The sequence below is a fragment of the Mesorhizobium sp. B4-1-3 genome (genome assembly GCF_006439355.1).
Classification (GTDB): domain Bacteria; phylum Pseudomonadota; class Alphaproteobacteria; order Rhizobiales; family Rhizobiaceae; genus Mesorhizobium.
The window spans coordinates 1-16,040 of the sequence record NZ_VFTG01000036.1; the positions used below are offsets into that span (position 1 = coordinate 1).

Annotated in this window: 17 protein-coding genes and 1 tRNA gene; 6 read left to right on the plus strand and 12 right to left on the minus strand. The window is 65.0% G+C overall.

The window, feature by feature from the left end; all coding sequences use genetic code 11:
* Positions 1 to 178 precede the first annotated feature (178 nt).
* The 3 genes from FJW06_RS27490 to FJW06_RS27500 all read left to right on the plus strand — a co-directional run bounded on the left by FJW06_RS27490 (position 179) and on the right by FJW06_RS27500 (position 2,899).
* On the plus strand, positions 179 to 1,129 hold the full coding sequence (locus tag FJW06_RS27490) for an acetyl-CoA carboxylase carboxyltransferase subunit alpha (protein WP_140756454.1): 951 nt from the start codon (positions 179 to 181) through the stop codon (positions 1,127 to 1,129).
* A gap of 210 nt (positions 1,130 to 1,339) precedes the next feature.
* Positions 1,340 to 2,629, plus strand: coding sequence for a murein L,D-transpeptidase family protein (locus FJW06_RS27495; RefSeq protein WP_140756512.1), 1,290 nt, complete (start codon positions 1,340 to 1,342; stop codon positions 2,627 to 2,629).
* Between the two features lie 18 nt (positions 2,630 to 2,647).
* Positions 2,648 to 2,899: a sulfurtransferase TusA family protein gene (locus FJW06_RS27500; RefSeq protein ID WP_140756456.1), complete on the plus strand. Its 252-nt coding sequence runs from the start codon at positions 2,648 to 2,650 to the stop codon at positions 2,897 to 2,899.
* An 18-nt stretch (positions 2,900 to 2,917) separates the two neighbouring features.
* Here FJW06_RS27500 and FJW06_RS27505 read toward each other — a convergent pair whose 3' ends face one another.
* Both FJW06_RS27505 and FJW06_RS27510 read right to left on the minus strand, forming a co-directional pair.
* On the minus strand, positions 2,918 to 4,036 hold the full coding sequence (locus FJW06_RS27505) for a GTP-binding protein (protein ID WP_140756459.1): 1,119 nt from the start codon (positions 4,034 to 4,036) through the stop codon (positions 2,918 to 2,920).
* A gap of 8 nt (positions 4,037 to 4,044) precedes the next feature.
* Positions 4,045 to 5,208 (minus strand): D-alanyl-D-alanine carboxypeptidase family protein, encoded by a 1,164-nt coding sequence (locus FJW06_RS27510; RefSeq protein WP_140756461.1) that lies wholly within the window; start codon positions 5,206 to 5,208, stop codon positions 4,045 to 4,047.
* Positions 5,209 to 5,439: 231 nt separating this feature from the next.
* On the opposite strand from FJW06_RS27510, the gene FJW06_RS27515 reads away from it, so the two are divergent.
* A complete protein-coding gene (locus tag FJW06_RS27515; RefSeq protein ID WP_140756463.1) occupies positions 5,440 to 6,603 on the plus strand; it encodes a M20 aminoacylase family protein in 1,164 nt (387 codons plus the stop codon).
* A 240-nt stretch (positions 6,604 to 6,843) separates the two neighbouring features.
* Positions 6,844 to 6,920, plus strand: a tRNA-Arg gene (locus FJW06_RS27520).
* Positions 6,921 to 6,960: 40 nt separating this feature from the next.
* Here FJW06_RS27520 and FJW06_RS27525 read toward each other — a convergent pair.
* Positions 6,961 to 8,367, minus strand: coding sequence for an NAD(P)-dependent oxidoreductase (locus FJW06_RS27525; protein WP_140756465.1), 1,407 nt, complete (start codon positions 8,365 to 8,367; stop codon positions 6,961 to 6,963).
* Between FJW06_RS27525 and FJW06_RS30740 the strand changes: the two genes are divergently transcribed.
* Complete coding sequence (locus FJW06_RS30740) at positions 8,354 to 8,692, plus strand: aldehyde dehydrogenase family protein (protein WP_246674879.1); 339 nt, start codon at positions 8,354 to 8,356, stop codon at positions 8,690 to 8,692. The two genes, FJW06_RS27525 and FJW06_RS30740, sit on opposite strands and share 14 nt — an antisense overlap.
* Before the next feature lie 24 nt (positions 8,693 to 8,716).
* On the opposite strand, the gene msuE is transcribed toward FJW06_RS30740, so the two are convergent.
* From msuE to FJW06_RS27575, 9 genes are all read right to left on the minus strand, one after another.
* Positions 8,717 to 9,280, minus strand: a complete 564-nt coding sequence (gene msuE, locus FJW06_RS27535; RefSeq protein ID WP_140756467.1) for an FMN reductase — start codon at positions 9,278 to 9,280, stop codon at positions 8,717 to 8,719.
* A 113-nt stretch (positions 9,281 to 9,393) separates the two neighbouring features.
* Positions 9,394 to 9,801, minus strand: a complete 408-nt coding sequence (locus FJW06_RS30745; RefSeq protein WP_246674880.1) for a hypothetical protein — start codon at positions 9,799 to 9,801, stop codon at positions 9,394 to 9,396.
* Between the two features lie 93 nt (positions 9,802 to 9,894).
* Complete coding sequence (locus tag FJW06_RS27545; protein WP_210238999.1) at positions 9,895 to 10,785, minus strand: adenylate/guanylate cyclase domain-containing protein; 891 nt, start codon at positions 10,783 to 10,785, stop codon at positions 9,895 to 9,897.
* Between the two features lie 182 nt (positions 10,786 to 10,967).
* Positions 10,968 to 11,816: an anti-sigma factor gene (locus FJW06_RS27550; protein ID WP_246674881.1), complete on the minus strand. Its 849-nt coding sequence runs from the start codon at positions 11,814 to 11,816 to the stop codon at positions 10,968 to 10,970.
* Positions 11,817 to 11,868: 52 nt separating this feature from the next.
* Entirely contained in the window at positions 11,869 to 12,441 is a 573-nt protein-coding gene (locus tag FJW06_RS27555) for a sigma-70 family RNA polymerase sigma factor (protein WP_140756473.1), read from the minus strand.
* A 16-nt stretch (positions 12,442 to 12,457) separates the two neighbouring features.
* The gene (locus tag FJW06_RS27560; RefSeq protein ID WP_140756475.1) at positions 12,458 to 12,667 is read right to left on the minus strand and encodes a hypothetical protein; all 210 of its coding nucleotides are present in this window, start codon (positions 12,665 to 12,667) and stop codon (positions 12,458 to 12,460) included.
* Between the two features lie 247 nt (positions 12,668 to 12,914).
* Complete coding sequence (gene chrA, locus FJW06_RS27565) at positions 12,915 to 14,300, minus strand: chromate efflux transporter (protein WP_140756477.1); 1,386 nt, start codon at positions 14,298 to 14,300, stop codon at positions 12,915 to 12,917.
* Positions 14,297 to 15,115 carry a sulfurtransferase/chromate resistance protein gene (locus FJW06_RS27570; RefSeq protein WP_140756479.1) on the minus strand — a complete coding sequence of 273 codons (819 nt, stop codon included), beginning with the start codon at positions 15,113 to 15,115 and terminating at the stop codon, positions 14,297 to 14,299. Before FJW06_RS27570 ends, chrA begins: the two co-directional genes overlap by 4 nt.
* A 139-nt stretch (positions 15,116 to 15,254) precedes the next feature.
* The gene (locus FJW06_RS27575; protein ID WP_140756514.1) at positions 15,255 to 16,031 is read right to left on the minus strand and encodes an SDR family oxidoreductase; all 777 of its coding nucleotides are present in this window, start codon (positions 16,029 to 16,031) and stop codon (positions 15,255 to 15,257) included.
* Between the last annotated feature and the right edge of the window lie 9 nt (positions 16,032 to 16,040).

Here is a 16,040-nt window from a genome sequence, read left to right on the forward strand (position 1 = left end):
ACCACGCAGATCTACACCCATGTGCTGGAGGAGCGGCTGGTGCGGCTGGTCAACGATCATCATCCGCTTGCCGACTAGGCCTCATATCGCTATGTGAGGGCGACGTTCCACCGCCCGGAGCCAGCATTTCAGCGGTTCCGCCAGCCATTTGCCTTCCGACGGATCGGTCCGCTCAAGCATGTACAACTACCTCGACTTTGAAAAGCCGGTGCAGGATCTGGAGCTCAAGATCCTTGAGCTGAAGAAGCTTGCCGAGAACGGCGAGGCGGTCGATGTCGCCGAAGAGATAAGCCGGCTGGAAAAGCGCTCGCGCGACGCGTTGCGCGACCTCTACAAGGCGCTCACGCCCTGGCAGAAGGTGCAGGTCGCGCGCCATCCCGACCGCCCGCATTGCGTCGACTACATCAAAGGGCTGTTCACCGATTTCACGCCCTTGGCCGGCGACCGCAATTTCGGCGACGACCAGGCGATCGTCGGCGGCTTCGCGCGCTTCCGCGGCGAGCCGGTGGCGGTCATCGGCCAGGAGAAGGGTTCCGACACGGCAAGCCGCATCAAGCACAATTTCGGTTCGGTGCGCCCGGAGGGTTACCGCAAGGCGGTGCGCCTGATGGAACTGGCCGACCGCTTCAAGATCCCGCTTCTGACGCTGGTCGACACCGCCGGCGCCTATCCCGGCGTCGGCGCCGAAGAGCGCGGCCAGGCCGAAGCGATCGCGCGTTCGACCTCGGCCTGCCTTTCGCTGAAAGTGCCGTCGATCTCGGTGGTCATCGGCGAAGGCGGCTCCGGCGGCGCCATCGCGATCGCCACCGCCAATCGCGTCTACATGCTGGAGCACGCCATCTATTCGGTGATCTCGCCTGAGGGCGCGGCCTCGATCCTTTGGCGCGACACGACCCGCTCCAAGGACGCGGCGACCAACATGAAGATCACCGCGCAGGATCTTCTCGAGATGAAGATCATCGACGCCATCATTCCCGAGCCGATCGGCGGCGCCCAGCGTGCGCCGGAAACGGTGATCGCATCGACCGGCGACCTCATCGCGAGGACGATGAAGGATTTTGCCGGCGCCAACACCGATTTCCGCGAGCAGCGCCGCGAGAAGTACCTGGCGATGGGCCGCAGTCTCTGACCCGCCAATGGTTCGACCGTGGCCAAGATGAGCATTTTTGCCACAAAAATGCCGCCGGATCCGGCTCAATGGGATTTGCCGTGAGGGGTTTGCCAAGGCTTGCGGTAAGGAATTTTCAAGGTTAACGGGCTTACGGTCCACTGGTGTTCAGCCTGCGGGCCCGGCAATGCCGAGATCCGTTGGCCCGAGAGAAAAGACGTAGCCGTGTCGATGTTTGCCAAGCTTGCCCGCACCGGAGTCCTGATTGCCGCCATCGGCGTCGCCGGCTGCAATGATTCGTCGATGAAGGATTTTGCGCCCGAGGCCAACAAGCCGTTGCCGGACAAGATCCTCGCCGACATGAAGGCCAAGGGCATGGTGCGCACCTCCTCGGTAATGGCGCGCATCTTCAAGGAGGAAGGCAAGCTCGAGATCTGGAAGGCCAAGACCAACGGCCGCTACGATCTCGTCGCCACCTACGACATCTGTAAATGGTCGGGCAAACTCGGTCCCAAATACACCGAGGGCGACCGCCAGGCGCCGGAAGGCTTCTACACGGTGCGTCCCTCGCAGATGAACCCGCGCTCGCACTACCATTTGTCCTTCAACATCGGCTTTCCCAACGCCTATGACCGCGCCAATGGCCGCACCGGCCAGAACCTGATGGTGCACGGCGCCTGCTCGTCGTCCGGCTGCTATTCGATGACCGACGCGCAGATCGAGCAGATCTATGCCTTCGGCCGCGACGCCTTCGAGGGCGGCCAGACCGAGTTCCAGATCCAGGCTTTCCCGTTCCGCATGACCGCCGCCAACATGGCGCGCTACCGCAACGACCCGAACTACGAGTTCTGGAAGATGCTGAAGGTCGGCTACGATAATTTCGAGATCACCAAGGTACCGCCGAAGGTCGACGTCTGCGAGAAGCGTTACGTCTTCAACCAGGTGGCGCCCGAAGGCACCACTTTCGACCCGACCGGCCCCTGCCCCGCGACGACGCAGCCGGATTCGCTGAAAGTGGCCTACGCCAACTACGAGAAGAGCTACGATGCGGCCTTCAATTCGGCCGTGAGATCCAGCGCGCCGCCGCCGAAACCGACCATTGCCGGCATCAAGGAAGCCAGCATCGTTTCCGACTGGTCGAAGCGCCGCGCCCGCGGCGAGCGCGTGCCGATCGAGCCGCCGTCGCTGAATGCCGACGGCTCAGTGACGGAAACCACCCGCATGGGCCGCATCGATTCCCCGCTCGGGCGCAAGATGGCAGCAGCCGACGCGGAAAAGGAAGCCAAGCGCAAGGCAGAAGAGCAGCGCCTGGCCGCGATCGAGGCGGCCAAGGCCGCCAAGGAAGCGGCCAAGCAGCAGGCTTTGGCCGAGAAGGAAGCCGCCAAGCAGGCAGCGCAGCAGCCGGTCGTCACCGCAGGCGTGGAAGCCGCACCCGCGCAGGAAACGCAGCAGGCCGCCGATACCGACCCAGGCACCGTGTCGAAGCTGAAGAAGAAGCTGCTCGGCATGTTCGGCGGCTGAGACCTCATGCACAACGACATGCATGAACAAAAGCCGAAGCTGCCCGCCACCTACGATCTCAAGGGGCTGAACTGCCCGCTGCCGGTGCTGAAGGCGCGCAAGCGGCTGGCGGCCATGCAACCTGGCAGCCGGCTTTGGCTGGAAACCACCGATCCGCTCGCGGTCATCGATATCCCGGCCTTCTGCGCCGATGCCGGCCACCAATTGGTCGAGACGGCCGCGGTGACCGGCGGCCACCGCTTTCTGGTCGAGCGCGGCAACGCCGCCTGAGCCGGCGTCGTTTTCGGTTTATAGTCCTGCAATCGCCAGCGGATTGGCTTCGAGCGCCGCCCGGTCCGGCGTGTCGACCGAAGGCTTGTTGGTGAAGGCGGCGAACAGCCGCTGGATATAATCCTGCGGCATGTCGAGCGTGATCAGCACCAGCCTGGTGCCGCGCTGGCCGTCGGGCCAGGCCGGCAGCCTTGCCGGCGGATGCAGGATCTTCTGCACGCCGTGAATGACCAGCGGCCGCGACGGATCCTCGGCAAGCTCGATGACGCCCTTCATGCGCAGAAGTTTCTCGCCATGCGTCGAGCGCAGAAGATCGAGGAACATCTCGATCGCCGAGAACGACACCGGGCCGTCATGGACGAGCGAGTGCGTGCGCACGCGCGCATCGTGGCGATGCTCATGGTGGCGGTGATCATGGTCGCCGTCATGGTGGTCGTGACCATGGTGATTATCATGACCATGCGCCGCCTCTTCACCAAGCCAGCGCCGTACGTCGGCGGACTTGGTTTCGGGATCGTAGAGCCCGCAATTGAACAGCGCCGCGGCGCCCGTGCCGGCCTCGTTGACGTCGAGCACGACGGCACCCGGATTGATCTGCTTCAGCCTTGTCCGCAACGCCTCGACCTCGGCCGCGTCGGCAAGGTCGGTCTTGGCCAGCACCACGCGGTCGGCCACCGCCGCCTGCTTCACCGCCTCGACATGGGCATCGAGCGTCGCCTCGCCATTGACGGCGTCGACCAGCGTGACGACGCCGTCGAGCCGGAAGGCCTGCACCAGCGCCGGATGCGCCATGATCGACTGCAGCACCGGCGCCGGATCGGCCAGGCCCGTCGTCTCGACGACGACACGGGCCAGTTTGGCGATACGGCCGGTCTGCAGCCGGTCGACGAGATCGGCGAGCGTATCGACGAGGTCGCCGCGCACCGTGCAGCAGAGACAGCCGTCGGAAAGCTGGATGATGCCGTCGGACGCCTGCTCGACCAAAAGATGGTCGATCGCCACCTCGCCGAACTCGTTGATGATCACCGCCGTGTCGGCAAGCGCCGGATCCTTGAGCAGCCTGTTGAGCAGCGTCGTCTTGCCGGCGCCGAGAAAGCCGGTGAGCACCGATACGGGAATGGGAAAGCTGCCGCCCATGACGCAGCTCAGTTGGCCTTGGCGGATTGGTCGCCCTGCGCCCCTGCTGCGGCGGTCGCCAGCGGCTCGGCGCCGGCCGGCGCCGGCCTGTCGGGCCGCCAGTTCGGCAGCGGCACATCGGCATAGTTCTGATTGGTCTGGTCGACGAATGCCTTGGGCGCCGGTCCCGTGGCGCCGCCGAGCCCGACCGCGACGAGCGTCGGGTGCTCGAGCTTCACCTGGTACGGCGACTTGGGCTTGTCCTTGGCGGCAACCTCGGGAGCCGCCTCGGACTGCTCCTCCTTCGGCTTCTTCTTGCAGATCTCGTCATGCATGTCGTTGGGTGACAGCGTGTCGCCATAGGGCTTGAGCGCGGCCAGTGTGGTCGAACCCGCCGCTGGCATGTTGAAACCCTGGTCGAGCAGCCTTGCCGCCGCTTCGGCGCGGCTGATCGCCGATTTCTCGCCAAGCACCACGGCCACCAGCGTGCGCCCGTTGCGCGTCGCCGAACCGATCATGTTGAATCCGGAAGAGCAGACAAAACCCGTCTTCATGCCGTCGGCGCCCGGATAGCGGCCGATCAACAGATTGTAGTTCGGGAGCGCCTTCTTGCCGACGGCAAGGCCTTCGATCGAGAACCAAGGCGCATATTGCGGAAAATCATTGCGCAACGCCGTCACCAGGACGGCGAGGTCGCGCGCCGTCGTATACTGTTCCGGTGAATAGAGCCCATTCGGATTGACGAAATGCGTGCCCGTCATGCCGAGCCGGGCCGCCTCGGCGTTCATGCGGTCGGCAAACGCGGCCTGCGACCCGCCGATATTCTCGCCCACGGCCATGGCGATGTCGTTGGCCGACTTGACCAGCATCATCTTCAGCGCATTGTCGAGCCGCATCACCGAGCCGGGCCTGAAGCCCATCTTGCTCGGCGGCTCGCCGGCCGAATGCTTCGTCACCTTGATCGGCGAATCGAGCGCCACCTCGCCCGCCTGAATGGCGCGGAACGCGACATAGGCCGTCATCAGCTTGCTGAGCGAGGCCGGATACCAGCGCTTGAACGCATCCTGGTGCTCCAAGATGGAGCCGCTTTTGAGGTCGAAAAGCACGACCGGGTTGGCGCGCGCCACGCCGGCAAGCGCCGGGAGTGCCAGCGCGCCTGCCAGCAATAGGTTGAGGAAATGCCTCTGCCGCATGATCAAATCCGAAATCGCCTCTTGCCGTGATCGCCGCTGGCTCCGTAAGATTTCGTTACTCATCGCCAGCAAAATGCGGTCCGACCCTCACCCCAGACCGCATTGTTGCGGTGCTATTTACGCTATGTGTCGCCAAAATGGCAAAGTGCAAGACATCACAATTGAGTATCACAATTGCTGAGCAGCGGCTCTGAACCGACTGCAGCCAATCAACCAAGAGATGGACCGATCATGCCGATTCTGAACCGCGCCGCACAAATGCAGGAAGAAGTCGCCGGCTGGCGCCGGCATCTGCACCAGACACCGGAGCTGAATTTCGACGTCTTCCAGACCGCCGGCTTTGTCACTGAGAAGCTGAAGGCCTTCGGCTGCGACGAGGTGGTGACGGGGCTGGGCAAGACTGGCGTCGTGGGCATCATCCGCGGCCGCAGGGGCGATGGCCCGGCCATCGGGCTGCGCGCCGACATGGACGCGCTGCCGATCGACGAGATCACCGGCAAGCCGTGGGCCTCGACCGTGCGCGGCAAGATGCATGCCTGCGGCCATGACGGCCATACCGCGATGCTCTTGGGCGCGGCCAAATATCTTGCCGAGACGCGCAACTTCGCCGGCACCGTGGCGGTGATCTTCCAGCCGGCCGAGGAAGGCGGCGGCGGCGGCAACGAGATGGTCAAGGACGGCATGATGGAACGCTTCGGTATCGAGAAGGTGTTCGGCATGCACAATATGCCGGGCCTGCCGGTTGGCCAGTTCGCCATCAAGCCCGGCCCGATCATGGCCGCGACGGCCGAATTCACCATCACCGTCAAGGGCCGCGGCGGCCATGCCGCGATGCCGCACGGCACGATCGACCCGATCGTCATCACCAGCCAGTTGGTCGGCGCGCTGCAGACCATCGCCTCGCGCAGCACCGATCCGGTCGAGGCCGTGGTGGTGTCGGTGACGAAGTTCCACGCCGGCGACGCCTACAACGTCATTCCGGAAAGCGCCGAGATCGCCGGCACCGTGCGCACGCTGAAGAAGGAAGTGGCCAAGAAATCGGAAGAGCGCATCCGCGCGCTCTGCGCCGGCCTCGCGGCGGCCTTCGGCGCCACCATCGAGGTCGATTACGACGCCAATTACCCCGTCACCTTCAACCATGCCGAGGAAACCGCGTTTGCTGGCGATATCGCGGCCGACATCGCCGGCGACAGCCATGTCCACCGCGCCATCCAGCCGGTGATGGGCGGCGAGGATTTCTCCTATATGCTGGAAGCCCGCCCCGGCGCCTTCATCTTCATCGGCAACGGCGACTCGGCCGGCCTGCATCACCCGGCCTATGACTTCAACGACGAGGTCATCCCGCACGGCATGAGCTATTGGGTGAAGCTGGCCGAGACCGCGCTGGCAGCCTAGAGCAGTTCCAGGAAAAGGTGTGAGCGGTTTTCCGTTCCGGAATTGCGTAAAAACAGAAGGATAGAGTGGTTTGCCGTTTCCGTGAAAGGTGAACCGCTCTAAACGGCCGCGGGCGAAGGCGGCGAGCAGCCCGCCATCCGGCTTGGTCGGCTCGGCCTTGCCGAGATGAATTGCAGCCTGAGGGGAGATCAGCATGCCCCTTGGCGAACCGGCCCGAAGCGTTTATGTGTCGGGCCGCGTGGTCCCGTAGCTCAGTAGGATAGAGCGGCAGATTCCTAATCTGTAGGTCACAGGTTCGATTCCTGTCGGGATCACCATACTTTTCAAAGGCTTGCGAGCAGGTCACCGCACGCTGGGTCAAAGTGATCCCGAAGTGAACGGCCCCGAAAGATGGTGCCTGCGCATAAGCGTGGAGAGGCGGTTCGCCGCTTCGGCGAATGCTTCGCCTGCAGAAGCGATCAGCGCCGGTCGTTCCTGCTCGGACGCGGCCAGAACGCGTTCCCAGAAAGCGGCTATGAGTGCGCTCGACCGCGCGAGGTCGGCGGCAACGGCCCGATCGGCGGCCAGCGTCGCCAGATGCCGAAGATCGATGCCGCCGATGCCGGGCGGGACTTTCGCTCCCATGTCGAGAAAGCCCGGAGGCAGCGATCCTCTCAGATTGTGAACGCGATGCTCGACGATGGCGGCGTAGATCTGGTCGACGGCCTGCTTGGCGCCGGCGACACGGGAGGGGTGGTCGGTGTCGGCCGCGGCGTGAGGGAGGAGTTCCAGACGCTGGCCATAGGCCTCGACCAGTCTGAGATAAGGCAGCATTGGTCCCGAAAGCGTGCTGCCGTCCTTGAACAGGTCCGCATCGATCGCCGCATGAGAAACGCGTCCTGACGCCAGCGCGCGCTCCAATGCTGCCACATCGACCAGCTCGCCGCGATCGTAGTTGATGAGCACGGCGCCGTGGTTGAGGAGGGAGAGGACTTCATCTCCGATCAGTCCGGCATTGGCGTATCGCTGCTGGCCGGCATCGAAGGGACCGAGGCCTAGGTGGACCGAAAGCGCGTCGGCGCCGCGCGCCGCGTCTTCCATGGTCTCGGCATAGTCGAAGCCTTCCGCCTCGATCCATTTTTGGTGACGGGGCCGCGCATGGACGGCGACCTGCATGCCGAAGGCCTGGCCGAGCCTGGCGAATTCGCGACCGATATTGCCATAGCCGAGCACGGCAAGTCTTTTGCCTTCGAGCTTCTCGGTCGGGTAATGGCGCAGATCTTTTCCCGTATCGAACTGCCCGCCGGCGACCAGGGTGTTGAGCTTGTCCACCGGGAGATCCGGCCTGACTTTCAGCAGCGCCTTCATGGCCATTTGCGCGGTGGCGCGGCTGTTGATGCCGGGCGTGTTCATCAACGGCGCTTCGCCGCCTTCTCCGCTGCCTCCGCCCCAGGATGCCGAGCCCATATTGCCGGTGCCGGCGCCGATGCGCACGCCGCCGAGGCGGAACCTGGTCTCCGCCGGAATGAAGGTCGCGGCGGCGATGACGGCGTCGTAGCGGCCGTCACCGGCCTCTGCCAGCAATTCGTCACGCGTGCTCAATTGCGGCAGGTAGAAGAAATGCAGCCTGCCGGGATCAAGGGCGCCGGCCTCGGCGAGGCCTGTCTGGTGGAACACCCCACCCTTGGCTTCGATATAGGCCTTGACCTCGCTGTGGTCGGGATTGCCGTCCGCGCCAAAGCGCAGCCCGACAAAATCGCAGATCAGAATATTGGCTGATGTCATGGAGCGTCGTTTCCCTGCAGCTGTCTCCAGCTACTCCAATCCGGTATCCGATGGACCATCGCGAAACGGCATATCCGGGTCGCAAGCGAGAGATGTCCCAGGAAACTGGAACCTGTCGGCCCTGAATGGCGACAGCAGCCGCGACATGGCGCTTGCGCAGAAGAGCGAGCTCGCGCTCGACGCCGGCCTGGTCGGCGTCAACCATATGATGGTGTCTACGCCGGAAACCCCTGGCGGTGGCGTGAACGAGTCCGGTTATGGATCGGAATCCGGAATCGAGGGCCTGGACGCCCATCTGCGGACCAAATTCGTCACGGAGACGTAAGCATCTCCGAGCGGGTTGCCTCGGCTATTCCGCCGCGATCCGCTGGTCGGCGGCGCGGCGGGAGAGCGCATGGCCCGCCTCGTCGACGGCCTGCGCGACGCGCTTGCGGATCGCTTCGGAGACCAGGACGCCGTCGGCGAAATCCCTGTCCGTCGCATAGACCCCGGTGGGCAAGGCAAGCGCCTCGAAAAAGCCGAACAGCGGCCGCAATTGATGCTCGACGATCAGCGCATGCCGCTCGCCGCCGCCCGTTGCGAGCAGCAGCACCGGTTTGCCCCTCAGCGAGGCCGGATCGAGCAGGTCGAAGAAGTGTTTGAAAAGCCCGGTGTAGCTGCCCTTGTAGGTCGGCGATCCGACCACCAGCACGTCGGCGTTGACGACCCTGTCGAGAATATCGCGAGCCTGCGGATCGAGATCGCGCGCCCATTTGGCGCTGCCGAGCGAAGGTCCGACGTCGTCAATATCAAAGGTGCTCGCCGACAAAGTGTTGCGAGCCGCAACGTCCCTCACCACCTGCTCGACGAGACCGCGCGTCTTCGACGGCCGGGTGAAATTTCCGGAGAAACCGACAACGGTTGGATTGGGCATGTTCATTTCCTCGGGACGCCGGCGCCAAGTCTAATGTCTATGATTTTTATAGACTCTAGCCTACCTTAGAAGGAACGATCCGCCTTTCGAGGGCCCCGCCTCGAACATTTTTTTCATGAATTGCCCGGTTCATGGTTTCCTTGGTCGGCCAACACGGCACCGTCAGCGGCCATGGCACGATACTCGGCCGCGAGCGCCGCTGTCTTCTCATGACCGCCGGCGAACATGCCCTGGAAGAACGGATGTGGCATCGGAGTCAGCGGCGGGGACGCGACACCAGCGCTTGCGGCGCCGGATAGGGTGTGCCGACGCCCCCGGCGCTGGTCAGGATCTGGCCACGAGCTTGGCCATGCCGGCATGCTGCGGCTCGAACAGGAGATCACCAGATAAGGAAGGCAGACATCCGAGCTCTGGGAAAGAGGCGCGGACTGGCCGTCATTCGGCGGGGCCGAGATCGCGTGGCAGCGCGAGCTGGTCGGGCAATCGTCGATCGCGGCTCTGAAGCAGTTCGTTCCGATCACCTCGATCGTCCTGTCCTCCTACGCGCCCCAGGCGATCTGCCGAGAACTCGAGCAGGCCATGCCGGGCATTGCCGTCACGCCCAACCGGCCGGATCAGCCCGGGATAATTTCGTAGCGAAGGATCTGGGCGTCGCCGAGGGTCGATCTGCGTCCAGGTGAGATGACGCCGGAGCCGAAGAGGAGAATATCCTCTCGGCGCACGAATACTTCTTGGCCGGATCCCATCGACACAAATGTGCCCGATGAGCTTCGCTCGACAAGCCGCGCCTTGCCATTCGAAATGGTGAACGTCGCGTGGTGCCTCGAGACCCAGGGCCTCTGGACGACGATATCGCATTCCGGAGATCGGCCGATCGTCACCAGTTCGTTGTTTCGGCAGGATCGCAATTGATCTTCGTAGCGGATGACCAGATTGATCGGTGGCGGCGGCGCAGAGCGCCTGTCGACAAAGGTGCCCCGGCTGGCGACGTGCGTGCTGGGGGCGCCGTCGTCGGTCCGCAGCGTATAGACATCGAAGAGTTCTTGCTTTCCCTTGAAGGCCATTTTGTCGAGGAGCCGCAAGGTACCACGGCTGTCCGCCGAAAGGGCTTCGAAGAAGCTCTGGCTGATCAGGACCTCCCCGGGATTGGCCGTGGCGGACAACCTTGCGGTGACGTTGACAACGTCGCCGAATACCGCGCCCCGCGCGCGAATGACCGCTCCGAAATGCAATCCGATCCGGGCGATCAAGGGCTCTTTCGTCAGCTGGCCGCCGATCCGGCAGACCGCCCTCAGCGCCGCCTCCGGTGTCTCGAACAGGCTGAGCACGTCATCGCCCTTCGAGTAGATGAAGTCACCGCCATGCTCGGCGACGATCTGGCGTATCGCGTCGAGACAACCCGAGACCTGCCGCAGGGCGGCATCGTCGCCGATGCGCTCATAGAGCGGCACGCTGCCCACGACATCGGCCAAGAGGACCGCGGCCAGAAGTCTTTCCTGATCCATCGACTCGTATCCGCCCCGAGAACGCGGCGTGTATAACACACCGAAGTCGACCTTGACTTGTCACTTGTGCGCCAAGGCGCCGGCGCAACCGAGGCGCGATTATCGCCGACGGACAGGCATCTGCCTCCCGCCAAACGGTTAACCGACCTCGACAATAGCGGCGATAAGGACGTTTCGTCTCCCTAGCCCGGGCTGCCGGCCGCCGGATTGGCGATGATCGCCGCCCGGAAGCGGGCGACGAAATCGTCCAGCGCCGGGCGTTCGGCATCCGAGATCGCCCAATAGGAGAAGGCATCGTCGGTCCAGTGGACCAGAAGGAAGCCCCCCGCCGAGAGGTCGTCCGCCACCGGCACCGATTTGGCCTCGTTCTGCCGGGGCGCGGCCACCAGCGTGATCAGGTGCTCGTGGTGGCGGTAGACCAGCGCCGGCATCGGTCTGTCGCCGATCACCTCGACGCGTCCGCCGAGCAGCGCGTAGCCGTCCTTGGCCATGTCGGGCGCCGCCGGCGACACGCCGATGCGACCGTCTAGCCATGGCTTCACCGTGTGGCGGTCGGACGAGACGATGTCGACCGGGGTCGCCGCCAGCAGGCTGCGGCGATGGCCGTTGGCGACAGCGACCGCAAAACTCTCGGAGCCATTGTCCGCCGTGGCCAGCCACTGCGTCGCACCGCTGGCGAGGAACGCCGTCAGCACGATCGAGGCCGCCATCTGCCGCCAGTCGAAAGAATTGAACCAGCGTGGCGCGCGCGGCCGCATCTCGACGACATTGCTCTGCTGCTGTTGTGGCGGCGGCTCAGCCTTCGCGGTCGTGGGTTCGGCAGCGTCTTCGGTGTCTTTCACCTCGGCAATCGCCGCGATACGCGCCAGGAAATCGTCGCTCACGACGGGGCGCCGCACGTTGGCAAGAGCGCCGCGCAGCGCCACCAGGCGCGCATGCTCGGCGGCCAGCTCCGGATCTGCGGCCATGCGGCGCTCGACCGCCAAAGCGGCCGCGGCATCGAGCTCGCCATCGACAAGGGCGTGAATCATCAGTTTCATATCCTGCGGGTCTTGCGGCAATCCATCCTCACGCGAGCGATCTTCATGCGGGCTCATGGTGGCGCCCTCCAAGTTCCGTCATCAAGAGGCCGCGGGCTCGCGCCAGCCGCGACATCACCGTGCCTTGCGGCACGCCGAGCATCGCGGCGATCTCGCGGTAGCTGAGACCGTTTATGTCGCGCAGCACCAGCGTTTCGCGGAAGGCCTGCGGCAGCCTTACGATCGCCGCTTCCACCGCCACCGAATTCGCCTTGGCGATCAGCGCCGCCTCCGGGTTGTCGGCATCATTGTCGGGCGGCGGCGACACGTCGTCGAGATCGGCGAGGTCGCCGACGGCGACCACGCTGCGCGGACGGTTCTTCGCCATCCATGTATAGGAGGCGTTGCGCACGATGGTGAGCAGCCACGCGCGGGAGTTTCCCCCAGCGAACCCGGCAATGCCCGCATGCGCCTTGAGGCAGGCCTCCTGCACGACATCCTCGGCATCGGCCGTGTTGCCGGTCAGCCAGCGGGCGAGCGACAGCGCATCGCCAAGATGCGGCAGCACCACCTCGGCAAAACGCGCGGCCAGCATCTTTTCGCTCAACACCGTTCCGCCGTCGGGCGCTCCCGCCATGGGTCTGCCGCCGCCCTCAGCGGGAGGCAACGATCTGTCCCTGCTCGTGCGGGTGAAGATCGCGACCGCAGGCGATGGCGCCTGCTTCGAGGGAGGAGAAGGCATTGGTGTCACCGGAGTCAAGTGTCTCGGAAGCAAGGCGCGCCTCGGAAGGGGACGGCGCATCGCTGGCTGCAACGGGGTGCTCGCCGTCATGGTCGTGGATCTCGATGGTTGCGATCGGCACGGATCAGGGCCGCCGACGGGGCGGTATCGCCCAGAACAGGTGCGCCCAGCTCCAGCGCTCCAAGGGGCGACGGCGGCTTAGGCCGTCGCCCTCTTTTGCCCGCGCGTGTTTGTCTTCGTACCGCTTCATGATGATCTCCTGCTGTTGCGCGCAAAGGCGGCATGCCCAGGAGACCGGCGGACCGGGCCGTTTATTCCCGGCCGGTCAGCCTTTTCCTTCACGCTAACGTGATCGAGGGCGCGCGGGTCTACAGCGCCAGCAAGCCAAGCCCGGCCAGAGCCGACCCCGCCAGCGTCGGCAGCATGCCGAGCTTCAGCCTGAACATGGCGACCATCGCCCCAACCGACAGCAGCGCGGCGCGCCAGTCGAGCGAGGACAGGACCGGCACCTCCACGCCCCAGCCGACGCTTGCGACCTTGCCGAAGACGACATGCAGTGCGAACCACAATGCAAGGTTCATGATGACGCCGACCACCGCCGCGGTGATCGCGCCCAGCGCCGCCGCCAGCGCCTTGTTCTGCCGCAATTGCTCGATGTAGGGCGCGCCCAGAAATATCCAGAAGAAGCAGGGCACGAAGGTGACCCAGAGCGTCAGCGCCGACCCCAGCGACCCTGCAAGCAAGGGATTGATCGCGCCGGCATGACGATAGGCGGCGGCAAAGCCGACGAATTGCAGCACCAGGATCAGCGGTCCGGGCGTCGTTTCGGCGAGCCCCAGCCCGTCGACCATCTGTCCAGGCGAAAGCCAGCCGAACGAGGTGACCGCCGCTTGCGCCACATAGGCGAGCACCGCATAGGCGCCGCCGAAGGTGACGACGGCCATCAGGCTGAAGAAGCCGCCGATCTGCGCCCACACGCTGCCCGGCCCCGCCAGCAAGGCGATCAGCGCCACCGGCCCGAGCCAGAGCGGAAGCCAGATGCCGATGGTCCGGACCGCATGCCATCGTGACGGCACGGTGTGGCCGAGCTCGCCGCGCTCGAACATCAGGTCGACCACGCCTTTGTCGTCGGCGACGCTGCCCTTGCCATGTGCCGAGCCGGAAAACAGCCGTGGCGCAAATCGATTGCCGATCCAGCCGATGAGGCCTGCGGCAAGCACGATCAGCGGGAACGGCAGCTTCACGACATAGATGGCGAGGAAGGCCGCCACGGCGATCGCCACCATCGCACGGTTCTTCAGCGCCCGCTTGCCGATGCGGATCACCGCCTCGACGACGACGGCGAGCACCGCCGCCTTGACGCCGAAGAACAGCGCCTCGACCACCGGCGCGTCGTTGTAGAGCATGTAGAAGCTGCTCAGGCCAAGCATGACCAGGGCGCCGGGCAGCACGAACAGGATGCCCGCGACCAGTCCGCCCGCCGTTCGGTGCAGCAGCCAGCCGATATAGACGGCAAGCTGCTGCGCCTCGGGCCCGGGCAGGAGCATGCAGTAGTTGAGCGCGTGCAGGAAACGCTCCTCGCCGATCCAACGGTGCTCCTCGACCAGTTCCTTGTGCATCAGCGCGATCTGCCCGGCCGGCCCGCCGAAGGACAGCAGGCCGATCCTGGCCCAGAGCCGCGTCGCCTCGCGGAAGCTCGGCATGGCCGGGGCCTCGACCGTCCGTGCGGCCCCACCTTTGGCAAGGACAGTCATGGGGCCTTGCCTCCGATCGGCCAGTTATGCGTCTCGTCGGTCGCGTCGCGGCACCAGCGGAAGAAGGCGTCGTAGAAGAGCATGCCGGCTTCGAGCTGTTCGAGGTCGTCGCGGAACATGCGTGACAGGCCGAGCGAGGCGGCGAGGAACCCGGCCGCTTGCGGCACGATGTCTAGCCGCGCCGTGTCCGCACCGCGCACGATCAGCGCCAAGCGATCGAGCGCCTCGACGCGCAGGCCGAATTCCTCGATCATCGTGTCGAAAGTGCAGCGATCGCCGCGATGGCTCCAGAATACGCCTTCAATGTCGAAGGGAACCGCTGCGAAGCGGTCCGCGACCAGAGGCACCTCGGCCGGATCGACGAACAGGAACACCGCCTCGGGATCGACGAAGCGGCGGATCAGCCAGGGACAGGCGATGCGGTCGACCTTGGGCCGCGAACGGGTGACCCATACAGTGCGCCCCTTTTCGTCGCGCGGCAGGATCGCGCCGGCGCTGATCAGTGGCGCCTTGGCGGCGACCCAGGCCTCGAAGCCGCCTTCCAGCGACTCCGCCGGAGTGCCTTCGTGGCGCAGCCACGCGGCAACGCCTTGCGAGAATTTCTCCCCCCGCTGACAGATGACGACGGCCTTTGACCCGGCGAATTCGGGCGCCCAGGTCGACACGGTCCTGAAATCGCGCCGGCAGGACGCCGGCAGCAGCCGCGGATCGGCTTCATAGTCCTCGTCGATGCGCACGTCGATGAGAACCGGCGCATCCGGCAGGCCGACGAGACGGGTGAGTTGCGGAACGGTGATTTGGGTTGTTGACGGCATGGCGTCCACCTCCTGAAGAAAGAGAGCCTGGACGCGATCGTTGGGCTGACGCCTCACGGGGTCGTCGCGGGGAACCCCTTGCAATGATGCTGGAACGGTCCCCGCCGATTGTCAAGGAAGAGCTTCGACGCTCGTCCCGTCAGAGCGATGCCGTGATGCCGCCGTCGACATAGAGGATGTGGCCGTTGACAAAGCTAGATGCATCCGATGCCAGGAAAACCGCCGCTCCGATCAGTTCCCCGACTTCCGCCCAGCGGCCGGCGGGCGTGCGTTTCTCCAGCCAGGCGGTGAAGTCGGCGTCGGCGACCAACGCGGCATTGAGTTCGGTGTTGAAATAGCCTGGACCGATCGCATTGACCTGCAGGCCATATCGCGCCCAGTCGGTCGCCATGCCCTTGGTCAGCATCTTCACGGCACCCTTGGTCGCCGTATAGGGCGCGATGCTCGTGCGTGCCAGCTCGCTCTGCACGGAGGCGATGTTGACGATCTTGCCGTGTCCGCGCGGGATCATACGGCGTGCCACGGCCTGGCCGACATGGAATACGCTGTCGATGTTGGTCGCCTTGAGCCTTTCCCAGGCCTCCAGCGGAAATTCCTCGAGCGGCGCGCGAAATTGCGTGCCGGCGTTGTTGAAGAGGATCTCGATCGGACCGATTTCGCTCTCGATGGCGTCGACGGCTGCCGCCACGGCGGCCGCGTCGGTCACGTCGAAGGCGCGAACGTGAACCTTATGGCCTTCGGCGGCGAGCCTTGCCCGAGCCTCCTCCAGCACGCTTTCGTTGCGCGCGTTGAGCACCAGCTCCGCGCCTGCTTCGGCCAGGCCGCGGGCGATCGCGAAGCCTATCCCCTTCGAGGATCCGGTTACCAGGGCGATCCGGCCGGAAAGGTCGAAGCGCTTGATGGCAGTTTCCCTCATCGTCACGTG